This window comes from Streptomyces ziwulingensis, from assembly GCF_039542605.1.
Taxonomy (GTDB): Bacteria; Actinomycetota; Actinomycetes; order Streptomycetales; family Streptomycetaceae; genus Streptomyces; species Streptomyces ziwulingensis.
This window is the reverse complement of record NZ_BAABIG010000025.1, coordinates 113,879-130,520: the sequence shown is the minus strand read 5'-3', so window position 1 is coordinate 130,520 and position 16,642 is coordinate 113,879. Positions and strand designations below refer to the sequence as shown.

Below are 16,642 nucleotides of genomic sequence, written 5' to 3'. Positions count from 1 at the left end.
CGGAACCCACCGGGACGCCGACGCCGGCGGTACGGAGGCTTCACCCGCCTCCGTGCCGCCGGCGCCGCTGTGTGTGCGGCGGCCGGTGCTCAGCCGGCCGGGGCGGTGATCTCGCCGGGGGCGTGGGCCGACCAGTCCAGGATGTGCACCGCCGCTCCCGCCGCCTCCAGACCGCGGCACTGCGCGTGGTGCCGGCGGGCGATGCCGTCGAGGTCGAGGTGGCGTCCGAAGGCGGGGTGGGCGCCAAGGCGGCGCGCGTACGCCCACAGGTGCGGATGGGCGGCGATCCGGTGCACGGCGTCGGCGTCCAGGTGCCAGCGGTGCACCGTGTCCAGCCGTACCAGCGTCACCCACAGCCGTACGTCCGCGGCGGTCGGTCCGTCGCCGACGAGGTACGGCTGGGCGGCGAGCCGCCACTCCAGGGAGTGCAGCACGCGCAGCAGCGAGCCGAGCGCCTCCGCGCGGGTGGCGGCGTCGGTGTCGGCCCGGCCCGCGGTCTGGGCCGCGTCGTTGATCCCGTGGGCGCACAGGCGGTGCACGGCCTCGATCTCGTCCTGCGCGCCGCGCGGGTACAGGTCCGGGCCGCACTCCCCGCCGAAGCGGCGGGCCAGGTCGCGCAGGATGTCGGGGGTGTGGGTGCTGACGACGCGTCCGGTCCAGGTGTCGCTGAGCACGGGGGCGAGCGCCGGTCCGGCGTACCGGTGGGAACTGGCCTCGTACAGCGGGCGCAGCGCCGAGTGGCCGCCGTCGGCCTCGTCGGGGACGGCGGGCAGCAGGGTCAGCGGGAGGATGTCGTCCAGGCCGAGCAGGCTGTGGGTGACGGCGATACCCAGACAGTCGGGGCAGGACAGGGAGAGGTGCAGGCGGTAGCGGTGGGGGACGGCGTAGTGGCCACTGCGGGCATCGCGGCCGATCCGGTCGCGGAACGGGGGCAGCGACGGGGTGCGGGGCACGGCTGACAGCGGTGTTGCGGACATGTGTCTCCCTGGAACGGATCGATTTTCTTCGGTGTCCGGTCTCTTCGTCATCCGGTCTCTCGGGTGTCCGGTCCCTCGGATGTCCGGTCTCGCGGGCATCCGGCGGCCGGCGTCGAGCGGGGCGGTGCGCGGGTGACGGGCGCGGCGGCGTCGGCGCGCACCGGGGGGCGGGAGGGCGGCGCGGCGCCGGGAGGAGGCGCCGGCGGCTCAGCGCGGAGGGCTCACCGCGCTGCAGACACGCAGCAGGTCGATGTGGCGACGGGACGTCAGAAGCAGCGGCGGGCGCGGCGTGCCGCTCGCGCACTGCTCCACCCGCCGTCGGCGCCCCATGTTCCCTACCGTTTCACTAGGGTTCTCTCCGGAGTGTCGATCAGCTTCCGGGCGCCGTCAAGGGGGCCGTCACCCACCGGTTGCGCGTCGTGGGCGCGGCGGTTCAGGCCGGCAGGGTGAAGGGCGGGTGGGCACCGCTCAGGAAGTAGTCCCCCACGTCGCGCAGGCGGTGGGCGACGGGGTGGTGGAGTGTGTGGGTGCGCGCGTTGCGCCAGAAGCGGTCGAAGCCGTGGCGCGAGGAGGCGGCGCCGGGGCCGATGACGTCCAGGGTGCGGGTCGTGACGTCGTGGGCGGCGCGGGCCGCGGCGGCCTCGGCGGCGGTGGCGAGGACGCAGACCTCGGCGCACTCGTCGTCGGTGAGGTCGGCGCCGCGGGCCAGTCCGGCGTCGAGGGCGGCCACCGCCCGGTCGGCGAGGGCGGACGCCGCGAGGGTGTCGACGGTGAGTTCCCCGTAGGTGATCAGCACGTACGGGTCCGGGGGCGGGGAGTCCGGCCAGGGGCCCCGCCAGGCGAGGTCGCCCGCGCTCTGGCCGCGGGTGGCGGCGTGGTCGCGCGGGTCGGTGTACTCGCGGACCCTGGCATACTCGCGGGTCTCAGCGAGCGCCCCCTCGGCGATCCCGAGACAGAGCTGGGCGGAGACCAGGCGGGCGGTGGCGGCGGCCAGTCCCGCGAAGGGCGGCAGCGCGCCCTCGTCCAGCGAGAGCGACCCCAGGACCTCGTCCTCGGCGACGGGTACGGCGTCGAACTCGACGCTGCCGCCGCCGGACAGCCGCTGGCCGAAGGCGTCCCCGTCGTCGCCGCCCGCGACGCCGGGGCGGGCGGGGTCGACGAGGACGGCCAGCGGTTCGCCGGTGTCGGCCAGGGCGGCGCGCAGCACCAGCCGGTCGGCGGTCCGGACGCCCGGCACGCTGTCCTGGCGCCCGTTGAGCAGGTAGCCCCCGGCCGGGTCCGGGGTCAGCCGCAGCGGCGACTGGTGGGCGGCGAAGCCCCCGCCCCAGCACCACTGGCCGGCCGCGGACCGCCGGGCGATCCGGGCGGCGAGGTCGTCCCCGGCGAAGAAGCGGGCGGTCCAGGACAGGACGTAGTGGCTGCCGAGCAGTTGGCCGATGGCGCCGTCGGCGGCGGCGATCTCCCGGACGACGGCGTAGGCCGTGGACCAGTCGGCGCCCGCGCCGCCCTGCTCGGCGGGGATCAGCAGCGTCAGGAGTCCCGCCTCGCGCAGCCGGGCGACCTCGTCGAACGGGGGTTTGCCGGCCTGGTCGCGGGCGACGGCGTCGGTGGCCAGGTCGTCGGCGACCTCGCGGGCGACCCGGGGCCAGCGGGGGCGGCTCAGCTTCTCGTCCGGGATCAGGTCCGTCAGCGTCATGTCGATTCCCCTCTCGTCGGGCGGTTCCGGGCGGGCGTGCCGGAGGGAGAGGCGGCCGGGCGGCGGGGTCCCGGACGGTGGGGGGTGGTCATGTCGGTGTCCTCGGGATGCCGGGCGGCCGGGCGGGGGCGCACCCGGGAGAGGGGTGGAGGAAGGGCGCGCGTCGCTGCGTCGACCGCTGACCTACGGGCGACGGGAGGGGGCGGTGGCGCGACAGGGAACGGCATGCCGCCGGCGCACACGAGGCTGCTGCGTAGTGGACATGCGTTCCATCCTCCTCATCCCGGTACTCCCACGTCAATGATTTCCTATAAATCCGGTAGGGATAATAGACAACACGTCCGGATCCACTCCTCCGCAGGCCGCGGCGGCCTCGACTTCCGGCCGGCCGCGACCAGTTCGCGCCGCACGGAGCGCGGCCATGTCCCGGGTCGGGACATGGCCGCGCTCCGTGCGGGGGCGGCTAGGGCGTGTTTCGAAAGTAGCGTCGTCCGCCCGAAGGGCAGGCCGGGCGGCGTCTGGTGCGTGCGCTCGCAAGGCGGAGGGTCGCCCCGATACTGGTGGTATCGGGGCGACCCCGACAACGCGGCGAGGGCGCGTGCCAGGCGTCGCCCGGCAGACGGGACTTTCGAAACACGCCCTAGGCGCCTCGGGTCCGCGCGCCGCTATCCGGCGTACGTCTCGAACTCGGCCACCTGCGGGGTGCCCGCGGCGCCGGTGATCTCGAAGGTGAGCTTCTTCAGCGACGTCCGGGCGAAGGTGACGGTGCCGGCGCCGCTGCCGGAGGCCAGGACGGCCCCGGTGTCGGCGTTGAGGAGCCGCCAGGAGCCGATGCGGCCCGCGGCGCCCGGAGTCTCCCTGACGACGGCGCTGGAGACGGAGGTGGCGGAGCCCCACTTCACCGACACGGAGCCCGTCGTCCCGGCGGGCGACCAGTAGGTACTGAGGTCACCGTCGCGCACGTTGCCGTAGCTGGTGCCGCTCGCCTTGCTGGAGCCGTCGGCACCGGCCCCGAGGCTCAGGTTGGTCCCGCCGGGCTCGGTCGGGTCCGTGGGATCGGTCGGGTCGGTGGGATCGGTCGGGTCGGTGGGATCGGTCGGGTCCGTGGGGTCGGTGGGGTCGGGCGTCTGCGGTGTGCAGTTGCCGTCCGACACCTTCAGTCCGGTGCCCGCGCCCGCGGTCCGGCCGACGACGTCGGGGACGCAGTCGGCGCGGTCGAGGGTGTACGGGTAGGGGATGCTCACCGTGGTGGTGGACCGCGGGTCCGGGCCGGCCGGGTTGTTGTCCTCGCCGGGGCTCGACCAGGTGACGTTGTCGAAGATGTTGCCGCTGACCTGCCAGGAGCCGGCCGCGTCCGTGTAGAACGTGCCCAGGACGTCCTTGGAGTCCTCGAAGTAGTTGTTGTCCACCTTGGCACGGGCACCGGCGCGGGAGTTGATGCCGGACTCGTTGAGGCTCACGTAGTGGTTGTTGTAGATGTGGGCCACACCGCCGCGCAGCAGCGGGGCGCGGGAGTCGATGTTCTCGTACAGGTTGTGGTGGAAGGTGACATAGCCGTTGGAGACGTCGCTCTCGCTGGAGCCGATGAGGCCGCCGCGGCCGGAATTGCGCAGAGTGCTGTAGGACAGGGTCACGTACTGGGTGTTGTCCTTCATGTCGAAGAGGCCGTCGAACCCCTCCGACTCACCTCCTGACGCCTCCAGGGTGGCGTGGTCGACCCAGACGTTGCGGACGTCGCTCTCCATGCCGATGGCGTCGCCGCCGTTGGAAGTGGGCGAGCCCGACTTCTTCACGTTCCGGACGGTCACGTTCTGGATGATGATGTTGCTCGACTCACGGATGTGAATGCCGAGTTGGTCGAAGACGGCGCCGCCGCCCACGCCGACGAGGGTGACGTTGCTGATCTGCTTCAGCTCGATCACCCCGGCGGCGGTGTTGCAGCTACCGCCGGACACCTTGGCGGTGTTGCCGTGGTTGACGGTCCCCTCGACCTCGATGGTGATCGGGGTGCTGCTGCTCGCCCTGGAGCACAGGGCCTGGTGGATCGCGGTTCCGGTGGTGGCCCGCACGGTCTGTCCGCCCGCGCCGCCGGTGGTTCCGCCGTTCTGCGTCGCGTAACCGGTGGCGCCGGTGCTCGCGGCCGACGCCTGCGGCGCTGCCGTCAGCACCGCGCCGGTCGCGGTCGCCACAGCCATGGTGGCCAGCGCCGCATACAGTCGCACTGCGACTCGTCGTCTCATCCTCGCCTCGCCTTTTCCTCTTCGCATGCCGATGTGCGTGATCGTGAGGTGCCCGAGGTGCCTGGTGCGAGAAAGCGCTTTCTGCGTTCGGAGAATAGGATGACGGTTACATGACTGGCAAGAGTCTGAACCGTAACCACACATATGAACTCGCGGTGCGGACGAGCACGCGCAGATGATCATGGATGATCGCGGATGACCGGCAGCCGGGCACCTGCCCGTGGGCAGCCGGGCCCCCTCCGTGGGTACGGCTCGCGTCGAGCGCGGGGCTCCCGGCAAGCGTCGAGCGCGGGTCCCGGCTCGCGGCCGCGTCGGGCCCGGCGGGGAGGTCCCGTATTCTTCCTCCGATTCTTCCTGGACCGGCGGGGCCCGCGGTGATGACATCGTCCTGTCCGGTTCAGGCGCCGGCGCGCCGACCGACCCCCGGCGCCCGGGGCCCACCGGGGTCTGTCGGACAGGCCCCGGGTCGTGCCGGGGAACCCATGGGGACCATGCCCGGGAGGAAGCCGTGTCCGTCGTCCTTTCCACCGCCGAGCTGCCCGCGCCCGACCGGACCGAGCGCTGGCAGGAGGTGGTGTCCCGCACCTTCGTGCCCCTCGACGTGCGGCTCCTGGAGAAGGAGCCGTCACCGGGGCTGATCGCGAGCCGGCGGCTCGGCGCACTCCAGGTGACCCGGGTCCAGGCCGGGCCGCAGACGACGACCCGCAGCAAGCGGCTCATCGCCCGCGACGACCGGCGCTACCTCATCCTCACCCTCCAGCAGCGCGGCACCGCGCTGAAGGAGCAGGACGGCCGCGCCACCCTGGTGAGCCCCGGCGAGTTCTCCCTCTCCGACGCCGCCCGGCCGTTCCGCAAGAAGCTGGAGCGGGACTTCGTCTTCACCTCCTTCCACTTCCCCCGGGAGGATCTGCGGGTACGTGAGGAGGACCTGCGGGCGCTGACCGCGACGACGTTCAGCGGCCAGGGCGGCAGCGGGGCACTTGTCGCGACGTATCTGGCCCGGATGGCGGCCGAGGCGGCGGTGCTCGGCGAGACGGTGGGGCGCGAGTTCGCCGCGACCGCGCTGGACCTGCTGGCCCTGCTGCTCGACGAGCGGTGCGGCCGGCTCGCCCCGCAGGCGCCGGAGGCCGCCGCCGCCATGCTCGCGCGGGTCAAGGACCACATCCTGCGCAACCTCTCCGATCCCGGCCTGTCCCCGTCGGGCATCGCCGCGGCGCACTTCCTGTCGGTCCGCTACGTGCACAAGCTGTTCGAGCTGGAAGGGGTCACCGCCGGCGAGTGGATCAAGTCGCAGCGCCTGGAGCGGTGCCGCCGGGATCTGACCCGGGCGCCCGCCGCGCGGGTCGGGGTGGCGGCCGTCGCCCGGCGCTGGGGTTTCGTCAGCCCGAGCCACTTCAGTCGCGTCTTCCGTGCGGCCTACGGTGTCTCCCCCCGTGACTGGCAGGCGGGCGGCCCGGCCGTGACGTCCGGCGCGCCGGACGGGGACCGGGTGCCGGCACAGGTGTGAGGGCGGGCCGGGCCTGTCGTCACGAGTGGCGGGCGCCGGGAGAGCGCGGGCACCACCGCCCCGCACACCCGTCGCGCCCGGCTCCGCCACCGCCTCGGGCGTTCCGTGCACCGTGGGGGCAGAGCCGGTGCACGGGTGGTCAAGAGCCCGGCCCCAGGTTTTTTAGCCTGGAGGTCGACGGCGGCCGCCGACCGATGGTCCGCCGGCCGCCGTTGCGCCGGAGACACCGGCTAACCATGAGATGTCAGGAGCTTGCCATGTCGGAGAAGTTCGAGCCGGTCCAGCCGGTACTGGAGCCCGCCGCGAAGGCGTTCGCCGAGGCCACCGCGAACCCGCCCTACCTGTTCGACCTCGCCCCGGCCGAGGGCCGCAAGGCCGTCGACGAGGTGCAGTCCGGCGAGATCGCCAAGCCGGACGTCGACGAGGAGTGGATCACCGTCTCCGGCGGCCCGACCGGCTCCGTGCGCGCCCGGATAGTCAAGCCCGCCGGGGCCGAGGGCGTCCTCCCGGTCGTCCTCTACATCCACGGCGCCGGCTGGGTCTTCGGCAACGCCCACACCCACGACCGTCTCGTGCGCGAACTCGCCGTCGGCGTGAACGCCGCCGTCGTCTTCCCCGAGTACGACCTCTCCCCCGAGGCCCGTTACCCGGTCGCCATCGAGCAGAACTACGCGGTCGCCCGGTGGATCGTCGCGGAAGGTGCCGCCAAGGGCCTGGACGCCACCCGCCTCGCCGTCGCCGGTGACTCCGTCGGCGGCAACATGAGCGCCGCCCTCACCCTGATGGCCAAGGAGCGCGGCGACGTCTCCCTCGTCCAGCAGGTCCTCTTCTACCCGGTCACCGACGCGAGCTTCGACACCGCGTCCTACCACCAGTTCGCCACCGGCTACTTCCTGCGCCGCGACGGCATGCAGTGGTTCTGGGACCAGTACACGACCGACGCGGACGAGCGCGCCCAGATCACCGCCTCGCCGCTGCGCGCCACCACCGAGCAGCTCACCGGCCTGCCCCCGGCCCTCGTCATCACCGGTGAGGCCGACGTCCTGCGCGACGAGGGCGAGGCGTACGCCGCCAAGCTCCGCGAGGCCGGTGTCCCCGTGACCGCCGTCCGCTACCAGGGCGTCATCCACGACTTCGTCATGCTCAACGCCCTGCGTGAGACGCACGCCGCCGAGGCCGCCATCAACCAGGCCGTCGCCACCCTGCGCACCGCCCTGCACGCCGGCTGACGCGACCGCGTTCTCGTCCGTACCCCGGCAAGCACGACCCCAGCCGCGCGGACCGCCCTTCGGGGCGGTCCGCGCGGCTGCGCGCTGCCAGGCGCCGGGCCGCCGCCGGGCCCTGTGCGCTGTCGGGCAGCAGGGTATGCGCTGGGGAGCAACGGGGCCGCGCGGTCCGCGCGTAGCGTCGCCGGGCAAGCAGCACCCGGCATCGCAGGAGGCGGACCATGACCAGCGGCTCGAACCACGTGAGCGGCAGCCAGCCCTGGCTGCACCAGAAGGGCGAGGTGATCCAGGAGTTCGGGACGGTGAAGCAGTTCCCGCTCGGCCTGTCCTACGAGGCGCGGATGTACTCCTGCCAGCGGCTGAACAAGGTCCTGGCGGACACGCAGATCCTCTACGGCCTGTACAAGAAGCACCACTGGCTGATGCGCGGCGCGACCTTCTACCAGCTCCACCTGGTGCTGGACAAGCACGCCGGCGAGCAGCTCGAACTGGTCGACACCATCGCCGAGCGGGTCCAGTCCCTGGGCGGCGTCGCGGTGGGCGACCCCCGGCACGTCGCCGAGATCACCTCGATCCCGCGTCCGCCGGACGGTGTGGAGGAGGTCCCGGCGATGCTCTCCCGCCTGCTGGAGGCGCACGAGACCATCCTCGTGGAGGCCCATGACGCCGCCGCCCGCACCGTCGAGCTGGGCGACGACGGCACCAACGACCTGCTGGTCTCGCAGGTGATCAGGACCGGCGAACTCCAGGCGTGGTTCCTCGCCGAGCACCTGGTCGACACGCCGCTGGTGCGCGCCTGACAACGCGTGCCCGGCAGCAGGTGTCCGACAGCAGGGGTCTGCCAGCCCGTGTCCGGCGGCGCGCACCGGACAGGTACGCGCTGACTGTGCGCGCGTACGCCTGGTGGGGTGTTTCGCGCACCGCTTCACCCGCCGTGATGCGCGATGAGAGTGGCCGTCCGGGGTAGAAGGGTTCTCACTTAGCCGGCGCCGTGTGAGGAACCGAGAATGACCGATGACGCCTACCTGATCCTGCTGAACGACACCACCGGCACGCTCGGCGTGCCGCCCGCCTCCGTCGGCACGCCGGCGTGCATGGACACGCCGGCGGTGCGCGCCTGGCTCGACGCGCAGGGGGCCGCGGCGTCCTCCCCGAAGCTGCGTCTGGTGACCCCGGAGGAGACCGCGGCCATTCCCGAGGACGTCGAGCGCCTGCCCGTGCCGCTCGGCGACGAGGAACTGAGCCTGCTGCACAACGCGTCCGCGCCCCGTGGCGTCGCCGACCTGGAGGCGGAGCTGATGACCTACCGCACGGCCGCCCAGGGCCGGGACGGCCTGCTCACCCGGGCGCTCGCCGCGGGTGTGCCGGCGTACCGCATCGCCGAACTGACGGGCGTGGACCTGGCGGAGGTCCGGGCCGCCGCCCGCTGACCGGAGACTTCAGAACGACGTGATGACGACCCGGGCGACCTCGGGGTCCCGGAGGGCGGCGTATCCGGCGTCGATCTCGTCCAGGCCGATCCGCCGGGACACCAGGTCGTCGAGGTTCAGGTCCCCCCGTAGGTAGAGGCCGGCGTAGCGGGGGATGTCGCGCCGCGGGTTTCCGGAGCCCATGATCAGGCCCTGGATCCGCTGCTGCCGCAGCAGCAGCCGCGGCAGGGAGAGGCTCAGCTCTCCCCCGCTCGCCGCCAGCCCCACCACGTGCACGGCGCCGCCGAGGGCGGTCATGCGCAGCGCCTGTTCCGTGGTGGCCGCCACCCCGACGATGTCGAAGGCGTGCCGCACGCCGCCGCCGGTCAGCTCGCGGACGGCCGCGGCGGCGTCCGTGCGCGCGGAGTTGACCACGTCGGTGGCGCCGAAGGCACGCGCCCGCCGCAGGGTGCCGTCCGCCACGTCGACCGCGACGATCCGGGCCGCCCCGGCGATCCGCGCCGCGCCGACCGCGTTGAGTCCGACGCCTCCGACGCCGATCACGGCCACGCTCTCCCCCGGCCGGACGCGTGCCCCGTTGAACACCGAGCCCGCGCCGGTCAGCACCCCGCACCCCAGCAGGGCGGCGGGGGCGAAGGGGAGCCGGCGGGGGACGCCGGTCAACTGGTTCTCGTGGACCAGCGCGCGGGCGGCGAACCCGCCGAGCCCCATTCCCTGGGTGACGGGGCTGCCCGCCCGGCTGAGCCGTGGACCGTCCGGCCCGGCACCGCGCAGCGTGGCGCCGGGGCGGGCGCACTGGTACGTCCGGCCGTCGGCGCAGTCCGGGCAGGCGCCGCACCACTGCACGAGACAGCCCACGACGTGGTCGCCTACCGCGAACTCGGTCGCGTACGGGCCGACGGCGGCGACGACACCGGCGATCTCGTGACCGAGGACCACCGGCGGCTCGAAGGGCGGAGCGGCTCGGGCGGCGAGGGTGAGGTCGGTGTGGCAGAGGCCCGACGCCCGCACCTCCACCAGCACCTCCCGGCCCACGGGCCGGGCGAGGTCGACGTCCTGGACGACGAACCCGCCGCCGGGCGCGTCCACCACCGCGGCTCTCACGATCGGGCTCCTTCCCTTCCGTCGGGTGCCGTGCCCGGTTCGGCTCGGACGCGGTCTCGTTCGGACGCGGTGTCGGTCAGACGCGGTCTCGGTCAGACGCGGTCGAGGAGGAAGTAGAAGAAGGGGCCCTCGGCGCGGATGCCCTTGCCGTTCATGATGCCCAGGAGGGTGCGGTCGTCGACCGCCTTGAAGTGGTCGAGGACGGGCTGGCCGTCGTAGACCATGGTGGCGGTCACCTCGCCCCGGAACTCGACCATCCAGAGGCTGGCCTCGCCCTTGCCGAGTGCGGTGTCCGAGTACAGCCGGCCGTCCTGCGCGCGCATGATCATCGGCTTGGCGTCATCGGCCGCGAGGAAGGTCTTGCCGTACCAGCCGGAGGTCTCAAGCCGCTGGTGGAGGGGGTGCCCGGTGTCGAATCCGCTGCCCTGCCACGCGCCGAGGATCTCCTCGACCCGGACGGTCGGCAACGCGGCCCAGACGGCGTCGAGTTCGTCCGCCGGTACGAGGTCGCTCCTGCTTCGCAGCCGCGCGAACCGGCTCCGCGCCTCGTCGATGTCCATCCGCTCTCCTCCACCACCGAGATCGAGATCTAGATACAAACAACCGAAGTATGTATCAACGTCTCTCCGGGCGCCAGGGAGAGCAGGGATCACGCGCGACGCGCCCGCCGGGGGTACCCATAGGGTGACCCCCATGTCTGCCACGTTGAGTTCCGCGCGAACCCGCGCCGCGCTGCGCACCACGGCGCGCGTCTCCGTCGATCTGCTGCTCATCCTCGCGCTGCTCGCAGTGTCCCTGTGGCTGCTGGGCCGGATGTGGTCCGTGGTGTGGCCGCTGGTCGTCGGTCTGCTCCTCACCACACTGACCTGGCCCCTGGCCCGCTTCCTGCGGCGGCGCGGGTGGCCGGCGGCGCTGGCCGCGTCCCTGGTGACGGTGGTGTTCCTGCTGGTCGCGGCGGGCATCGTGGCGCTGATCGCGGTCCCCATGGCCTCGCAGACCGACGAGCTGACCGACGGGGTCGGCGAAGGCATCCAGAAGCTGCGCGAGTGGGCGGCGGGGCCGCCGCTGAACATAGGTGACGATCAGATCACCGGCGCCGTGGACTCCGGGATGGCCCGCGTCCAGAACAGTGTGGGCAGTGTGGTGGACGCCGTCGCCACCGGGGTGGGCACCGTCGTCAACGGTCTGGTCACGGCGGTCCTCGCGCTCTTCCTGATGTTCTTCTTCCTGAAGGACGGACCGCGGTTCCTGCCGTGGCTCACCCGGCAGCTCCCCGGCCGGCTCGCCAAGGACGTCCCGGTCCTGGTCGCGCGTTCCTGGAACACCCTCGGGTCCTTCGTCCGCTCCCAGGCGCTCGTGGGACTGCTCGACGCCGTCTTCATCGGGCTCGGCCTGTGGATCCTCGGGGTGCCGCTGGTGCTGCCCCTGGCAGTACTGACGTTCGTCTCCGCGTTCGTGCCCATCGTGGGCGCGCTCTTCGCCGGTTTCGTCGCGGTCCTCATCGCGCTGGTCTCCAACGGCCTCACCGACGCGCTGATCACCCTGGCGATCATCGTCGTGGTGCAGCAACTGGAGGGCAACGTCTTCCAGCCCATCGTGCAGAGCCGGGGTCTGGGCCTGCACGCCGCCGTGATCCTGCTCGCGGTCACGCTCGGCGGCAGCCTGGCCGGCATCGTGGGCAGCCTGCTGGCCGTACCGGTCGCCGCGCTGATCGCGGTGGTCTGGAACTACGTGCGCGAGCAGCTCAGCGACCCGCCGCGGGAGCCCGAGGCGGAGACGGCCGCGCCCGGGTGAACCGGACGCGGCCACGCTCCCCGGTCGGGCGCCGGGGCCGGAGGGCGGGGCCAGGCCGGCCCCGACGGGGGTCACGCCGACGGGTCGTGGCCCCAGTTCATCAGCGAGTGGCGCCACTTGGTGTCGCGGACGTCGCCCGACGGCCGCTGGGCGAGGTGCCGGCGCATGTATCCGACGACCTTGCGCATGTGGCCGTAGTCGTCGTCGGTGAGGTCGCTCTCGGCGGTCCGCAGGATCTCCACGATGCGGCGGCCGGCGGCGTGCCCGGTCGACTCGCCCCCGTCCTTGTGCTGCCCGGCGTCCCGGGACCGCTCGGAGCCCAGCCACTTCTCCAGGTCGGCCGGTTCCATGTTCACCAGCTCATGGAAGTCGTGCCAGGTCTCGCGCCGCTCCTGCGGCCCGCCGTGCTTCTCGCCGGCCACGCCCGGCTCACTTCTTCTTCTTGAGCGCGGACGGCTTGTGCACGGCGGACCGGCCCGACTTGTCGCTGCGCACCTCGTACTGCGGTTCGTCCGAGGAGGCGTCCACCGTGCGGCCGGCCGCCTCGGTCCGCTCGGTGATCTTCTTCTCCACCTTGCCCTCGGTCTCGCTGCCGTGGCTGCTCCAGGCGACCTTGTCGCCCTTCTTCAGCCGCTCGTCCTCGTCCCGGTTCCTGCCCATGCCGTACTCCCTCGTACCGGACCGCTCTCGGTCGCCTGCCCTTCCAGCGTGGGGGCGCCGGGTCCGTCGCGCACGCGCGGCGGCGGTCCTACGGTCCGACCCGGACGGGCAGGCTGTACGGGCCGCGGATCAGCATGCCGGGGCGCCAGGTGATCGCCGCCGGGTGGATGTCCAGGGCCAGGCCGCCGCAGCGTTCCAGCAGCGTCCGCACGGCGATCCGGGCCTCCAGGCGGGCCAGCGGCGCGCCCAGGCAGTAGTGGATGCCGTGTCCGAAGGCGACGTGGCCGCGGGCGTCCCTGGTGAGGTCGAAGCGGTCGGGTGCCGGGAAGCGCGCCGGGTCCCGGTTGGCGTCGGCCAGGGCGACGAGGACGAGTTCGCCGCCGCCGGGGATCTCGGTGCCGGCCAGGGTGAGCGGTTCGGTGGTGAAGCGGTACGTCGGAGTCTCCACCGGGCCGTCGTAGCGGAGCATCTCCTCGACCGCCCGTTCCGTGCGGGACAGGTCGGCGCGCAGGGCGGCGAGCTGGTCCGGATGGGTGAGCAGGGCGAGCACGCCGTTGGAGATCAGGTTGACGGTGGTCTCGTGGCCGGCGATGAGGAGCAGCCAGGCCATGCCGAGCAGTTCCCCGGGACCGAGTCCGTCGCCGTCCTCGTCCGAACCGTGGATCAGGGCGCTCATGAGGTCGTCGCCGGGGTGGTGCCGTTTGTCGTCGACCAGTTCCGCGAGGTAGCCGGCCAGGGCCGTCGCGGCGGCCGTGCGGTCGGCCTGGTCGGTGGCGGTCAGCGCCTCGTTCGACCAGCCCCGGAAGGACGTACGGTCCAGGTCGGGGACGCCGAGGAGGTCGCAGATGACGGAGATCGGCAGGGGGAAGGAGAGCGCCTCGACCAGGTCCGCGCGCCCGTCCGGGGCGTCGAGCAGGGCGTCGATCAGCTCGTCGGTGGTCTTCTGGACGCGCGGCACGAGTTCCGCCACCCGGCGCGGGGTGAACTCGCGGGCGACCAGTTTGCGCAGCCGGGTGTGGTGGGGCGGGTCGACCCTGAGCATGTGCGGGCCGGCGGAGGGCGGGCGGAGCACCAGATCCGGTGATGCCTTGCTCCAGTCCTTGGAGAGGCGGGGGTCGGCCAGTGCGGCGCGCCCGGCCTCGTAGCCGACGACGAGCCAGGCTTCGGCGTTTCCCTCCGGCATCCGGATGCGGTGCACCGGGCCCTGGGACCGTAAGCGGGCGTAGACCGGGTACGGGTCCCGGGTGAACGACTCACCCAGCGCGGCGAGGTCGACGTGAGTCATGCGGTGGCCACCTCAGCAGAAGGTCGGTTACGACCTCTCAGCATGGTGGCCCGTCCGCCGCCGGTCCAGAGGGACCCGGTCCGGCCCGGTGTTCGAGCGGTTCAGCCGCGGACGAAGGGCAGGACGTCCATCAGCGCCGCGATCTCCTCCTCGGCCGGCACCTGTCCGGTGAAAACGACGCGGTAGAGGAGGAAGCCGACCCAACTGTCGGTCAGGGTGGTGTGGGGCAGACGGGCGGTCCCCGGCCTTGTCGCCTCCGCCGCCCGGCCCGCCGCTCAGGCGCCGGTGCGCAGCCGGTCCAGGTACTCCTCGGGACGGGCGTACGGCGCGTCCTGCGCGCCGGGGCGGTGCAGGGTCGGACGGCCGTCGGGGTGCAGCCGTACGGTCGTGGTCGCGCGGCGCGGAACCGACGGGCGGGCGTCTTCCCGGGCGTCCTCCGGGTGCGGTGCGGCGAGCACCGGCACCGCGGCCGGGAACATGGTCAGCGCCTCGTCGGTGGTGGCCGCCGGGGGCCGGCCGGTGCGGTTGGCGCTGCTGACGTAGAGCACCGGGTGGTCCTCCAGCAGCGGGCGCACCGGCTGCCAGCGGGCGCCGAACAGCAGCATCCAGCCGTCCTTGGCGGCCGGGCCGGTCCAGTGCGGGCGCCGCGCGCCGGCCCGCAGCGGCAGCAGCACCGTGAGGTGCTCCTCGGACAGCAGGCGCCGGGCGAGCGCGCGGCCGTCGGGTCCGAGGTCCCACACGGGTTCGAGGACGCGCAGCGTTTCGGGGTCATGAGCCCACAGGGCCACCGGCTGATCCGCCGGCCGGCCCTTCGCCCGGTTCACGGCGGTCGCGCCGGTGGCGGTGACGACGTGGGTCAGGGGCGCCGGGTTGGGCAGGACCACCGCCCCGCCCGCGGCGAGGACGTCCCGTGCCTGGCCGAGGGTGGCCGGGGCGCGGGTCACCGGGCCGGGACCAGGGCTGGGACCGGGGCCGGGGCGGGTGCCGGTTTCGCGGGAATTCGCCGTCATGCAGGGCTCCGGGAACTGGGGAGCGCGCGGATCGCCCGCCGCGCTCTGTGTCTCGTCGTACGTCGTGGTGCCGTACGTCGTGATGTCGTACCGCGGGCTGTACGTCATCGGGTCGTACGTCGTCGGGTCCGGGGCCGGGTCGGTCCGCTCAGCAGATGCCGTCGCCCGGCTTGGGGTTGCCGAGGCCGAACAGCGGGCGCAGTCTGAGGCCCACCCAGGTGCCGGCCAGCGCGAAGGCGCCCCAGAGCCAGCCGCTCAGGCTGCCGGAGGCGATGCCCGCCAGGTAGGCGCCGATGTTGCAGCCGCCGGCGAGGCGGGCGCCGATGCCCATCAGCACACCGCCGAGCACGGCGGCGACGGCTGTGCGCCAGGGGATGCCGCGGTGCAGCGCCCAGCTACCGCCGAGCGCCGCGGCGACCGCCGCGCCGATCATGATGCCGATGTCGGTGAGGCTCGTCCTGTCCGCCAGCACGGGCCCGGCGAGCATCTGGGCGTTGCCGGGCTGCCGCCACCACGTCCAGTTCTCGGGGTGACCGCCGAGCGCGCCCACCAGTTCCGAGCCCCAGAGGCTGAACGCGCTGGTGACACCCCAGGCGCCGCCGGACACCAGCAGCACGCCCGCGCCGAGCACGGAGAGCACCAGCGCGCCGGCGACCAGCGGCCAGGAGCCGCGCAGGGCGCGGACGGCGGCGCCGCGGGCCGAGGGGACGGGTCCGAGCGGCGGCGGGTTGCGGCGGGCCTGGACCCGCCGCGAGACCAGGACGACGAGCAGCAGCGCGGCGATCGTCACGGCCCAGGAACCGAACCAGCCGATGTGGTCGGACAGGACCACCGGCTCCCAGGCCGGCAGGTCCTGCCACAGGTCGAACTGCCACGCGGCGAGCGTCGCACCGGCGATGAAGCCGAAGAGCGTCAGTACCACCGAGGTCTGGCCCGAGCCGACCGCGAAGAGCGTGCCGGAGGCGCAGGCGCCGCCGAGTTGCATGCCGATCGCGAAGAGCACCGAGCCGGCGAACAGGCCGACGCCGATCGTGCCGCCGGACGGCGCCGGCTGCGCGCCGAACAGTCCGGTGCTGGTGCCGATGACCAGCGCGAACAGCGTGGCGGTGGTGCCGAGCAGCAGGGCGTGCGCGCGCAGGCCGGTGCCGTTGCCGACCGCGACGAGCTGGCGCCAGGCGGAGGTGAAACCGAACCGGGAGTGGAAGAGGGTGACGCCCAGTCCGAGTCCCAGCAGGAGGAGCACGCCGGGCTTGGCGCCGTGGGCGGACCACACGTACGCGGTCAGTGCGACGGCCAGCAGCCCGGCCACGATCAGGGGGGTCCGCCGCACCGGGGGCAGGGGCGGCGCCTCGGGGCGGGCGGAGGAGGTGGGGGAAGGGGCGAAGAGGCCGGCGGGCGCGCGGGTGGGGGCGGCCGGCGCGGCGGGGGGCGCGGTGGTCACGGAATGTCTCCGAAAGGGGTGCACGGGGCGACGGGCGAGGGCTGGGCGGTCGGGCGGCGCGGACGGTGGCGCGGCCGGTACGGCGCTCAGCGGCGACAGAGGCCGTCGTCGACGCACCACGCCGAGTTCGCGAACAGCGCGAGGCACAGCAGTGGGGCGGATGCGGACATGCGGACGAATATACGGAACGGCCGACTCCGTAATCCACGCCGTCTCGCCATGCGGATGCGTTCGTGGACACAATCGGGCACGGTCGGGGACATGGCCGGGAA

General features: G+C 73.4%; 15 protein-coding genes. 5 read left to right on the top strand and 10 right to left on the bottom strand.

The features are described from left to right. Positions 1-89 precede the first annotated feature (89 nt). From ABEB00_RS15405 to ABEB00_RS15395, 3 genes are all read right to left on the bottom strand, one after another. Positions 90-977, bottom strand: coding sequence for a glutathione S-transferase C-terminal domain-containing protein (locus ABEB00_RS15405; protein ID WP_345620185.1), 888 nt, complete (start codon positions 975-977; stop codon positions 90-92). A 433-nt stretch (positions 978-1,410) separates the two neighbouring features. Beyond that, positions 1,411-2,673: an acyl-CoA dehydrogenase family protein gene (locus tag ABEB00_RS15400; protein ID WP_345620184.1), complete on the bottom strand. Its 1,263-nt coding sequence runs from the start codon at positions 2,671-2,673 to the stop codon at positions 1,411-1,413. Positions 2,674-3,338: 665 nt separating this feature from the next. After that, complete coding sequence (locus tag ABEB00_RS15395; RefSeq protein ID WP_345620183.1) at positions 3,339-4,913, bottom strand: pectate lyase family protein; 1,575 nt, start codon at positions 4,911-4,913, stop codon at positions 3,339-3,341. Positions 4,914-5,421: 508 nt separating this feature from the next. Here ABEB00_RS15395 and ABEB00_RS15390 point away from each other — a divergent pair. The 4 genes from ABEB00_RS15390 to ABEB00_RS15375 all read left to right on the top strand — a co-directional run bounded on the left by ABEB00_RS15390 (position 5,422) and on the right by ABEB00_RS15375 (position 9,076). Continuing rightward, on the top strand, positions 5,422-6,420 hold the full coding sequence (locus ABEB00_RS15390) for an AraC-like ligand-binding domain-containing protein (RefSeq protein ID WP_345620182.1): 999 nt from the start codon (positions 5,422-5,424) through the stop codon (positions 6,418-6,420). A 257-nt stretch (positions 6,421-6,677) separates the two neighbouring features. After that, complete coding sequence (locus ABEB00_RS15385) at positions 6,678-7,649, top strand: alpha/beta hydrolase (protein ID WP_345620181.1); 972 nt, start codon at positions 6,678-6,680, stop codon at positions 7,647-7,649. A gap of 218 nt (positions 7,650-7,867) precedes the next feature. Further along, the gene (locus ABEB00_RS15380; protein ID WP_345620180.1) at positions 7,868-8,446 is read left to right on the top strand and encodes a Dps family protein; all 579 of its coding nucleotides are present in this window, start codon (positions 7,868-7,870) and stop codon (positions 8,444-8,446) included. A 207-nt stretch (positions 8,447-8,653) separates the two neighbouring features. Further along, on the top strand, positions 8,654-9,076 hold the full coding sequence (locus tag ABEB00_RS15375) for a DUF6003 family protein (RefSeq protein ID WP_345620179.1): 423 nt from the start codon (positions 8,654-8,656) through the stop codon (positions 9,074-9,076). 9 nt (positions 9,077-9,085) lie between these two features. Here the strand turns inward: ABEB00_RS15375 and ABEB00_RS15370 are convergent, their stop codons facing one another. After that, complete coding sequence (locus ABEB00_RS15370; protein WP_345620178.1) at positions 9,086-10,180, bottom strand: zinc-binding dehydrogenase; 1,095 nt, start codon at positions 10,178-10,180, stop codon at positions 9,086-9,088. 92 nt (positions 10,181-10,272) lie between these two features. Next, positions 10,273-10,740, bottom strand: coding sequence for a DUF4334 domain-containing protein (locus ABEB00_RS15365; RefSeq protein WP_345620176.1), 468 nt, complete (start codon positions 10,738-10,740; stop codon positions 10,273-10,275). A gap of 133 nt (positions 10,741-10,873) precedes the next feature. Here ABEB00_RS15365 and ABEB00_RS15360 point away from each other — a divergent pair, with 133 nt between their 5' ends. Continuing rightward, complete coding sequence (locus ABEB00_RS15360) at positions 10,874-11,974, top strand: AI-2E family transporter (protein ID WP_345620175.1); 1,101 nt, start codon at positions 10,874-10,876, stop codon at positions 11,972-11,974. A 71-nt stretch (positions 11,975-12,045) separates the two neighbouring features. On the opposite strand, the gene ABEB00_RS15355 is transcribed toward ABEB00_RS15360, so the two are convergent. From ABEB00_RS15355 to ABEB00_RS15335, 5 genes are all read right to left on the bottom strand, one after another. Beyond that, on the bottom strand, positions 12,046-12,396 hold the full coding sequence (locus ABEB00_RS15355; protein WP_345620173.1) for a DUF3140 domain-containing protein: 351 nt from the start codon (positions 12,394-12,396) through the stop codon (positions 12,046-12,048). Positions 12,397-12,403: 7 nt separating this feature from the next. Next, complete coding sequence (locus ABEB00_RS15350) at positions 12,404-12,634, bottom strand: hypervirulence associated TUDOR domain-containing protein (protein ID WP_345620172.1); 231 nt, start codon at positions 12,632-12,634, stop codon at positions 12,404-12,406. An 88-nt stretch (positions 12,635-12,722) separates the two neighbouring features. After that, positions 12,723-13,919 (bottom strand): cytochrome P450 family protein, encoded by a 1,197-nt coding sequence (locus ABEB00_RS15345; RefSeq protein WP_345620171.1) that lies wholly within the window; start codon positions 13,917-13,919, stop codon positions 12,723-12,725. A gap of 275 nt (positions 13,920-14,194) precedes the next feature. Next, complete coding sequence (locus ABEB00_RS15340) at positions 14,195-15,037, bottom strand: Sua5/YciO/YrdC/YwlC family protein (RefSeq protein ID WP_345620169.1); 843 nt, start codon at positions 15,035-15,037, stop codon at positions 14,195-14,197. Positions 15,038-15,077: 40 nt separating this feature from the next. Further along, positions 15,078-16,370: a YeeE/YedE family protein gene (locus ABEB00_RS15335; protein ID WP_345620168.1), complete on the bottom strand. Its 1,293-nt coding sequence runs from the start codon at positions 16,368-16,370 to the stop codon at positions 15,078-15,080. Positions 16,371-16,642: the final 272 nt, after the last annotated feature.

Bases quoted from the DNA above. Each gene is read 5' to 3' on its own strand.
- ABEB00_RS15405 (WP_345620185.1), bottom strand. From the start codon at position 977: ATGTCCGCAACACCGCTGTCAGCCGTGCCCCGCACCCCGTCGCTGCCC.
- ABEB00_RS15400 (WP_345620184.1), bottom strand. From the start codon at position 2,673: ATGACGCTGACGGACCTGATCCCGGACGAGAAGCTGAGCCGCCCCCGC.
- ABEB00_RS15395 (WP_345620183.1), bottom strand. From the start codon at position 4,913: ATGAGACGACGAGTCGCAGTGCGACTGTATGCGGCGCTGGCCACCATG.
- ABEB00_RS15385 (WP_345620181.1), top strand. From the start codon at position 6,678: ATGTCGGAGAAGTTCGAGCCGGTCCAGCCGGTACTGGAGCCCGCCGCG.
- ABEB00_RS15380 (WP_345620180.1), top strand. From the start codon at position 7,868: ATGACCAGCGGCTCGAACCACGTGAGCGGCAGCCAGCCCTGGCTGCAC.
- ABEB00_RS15375 (WP_345620179.1), top strand. From the start codon at position 8,654: ATGACCGATGACGCCTACCTGATCCTGCTGAACGACACCACCGGCACG.
- ABEB00_RS15365 (WP_345620176.1), bottom strand. From the start codon at position 10,740: ATGGACATCGACGAGGCGCGGAGCCGGTTCGCGCGGCTGCGAAGCAGG.
- ABEB00_RS15360 (WP_345620175.1), top strand. From the start codon at position 10,874: ATGTCTGCCACGTTGAGTTCCGCGCGAACCCGCGCCGCGCTGCGCACC.
- ABEB00_RS15350 (WP_345620172.1), bottom strand. From the start codon at position 12,634: ATGGGCAGGAACCGGGACGAGGACGAGCGGCTGAAGAAGGGCGACAAG.
- ABEB00_RS15345 (WP_345620171.1), bottom strand. From the start codon at position 13,919: ATGACTCACGTCGACCTCGCCGCGCTGGGTGAGTCGTTCACCCGGGAC.
- ABEB00_RS15340 (WP_345620169.1), bottom strand. From the start codon at position 15,037: ATGACGTACAGCCCGCGGTACGACATCACGACGTACGGCACCACGACG.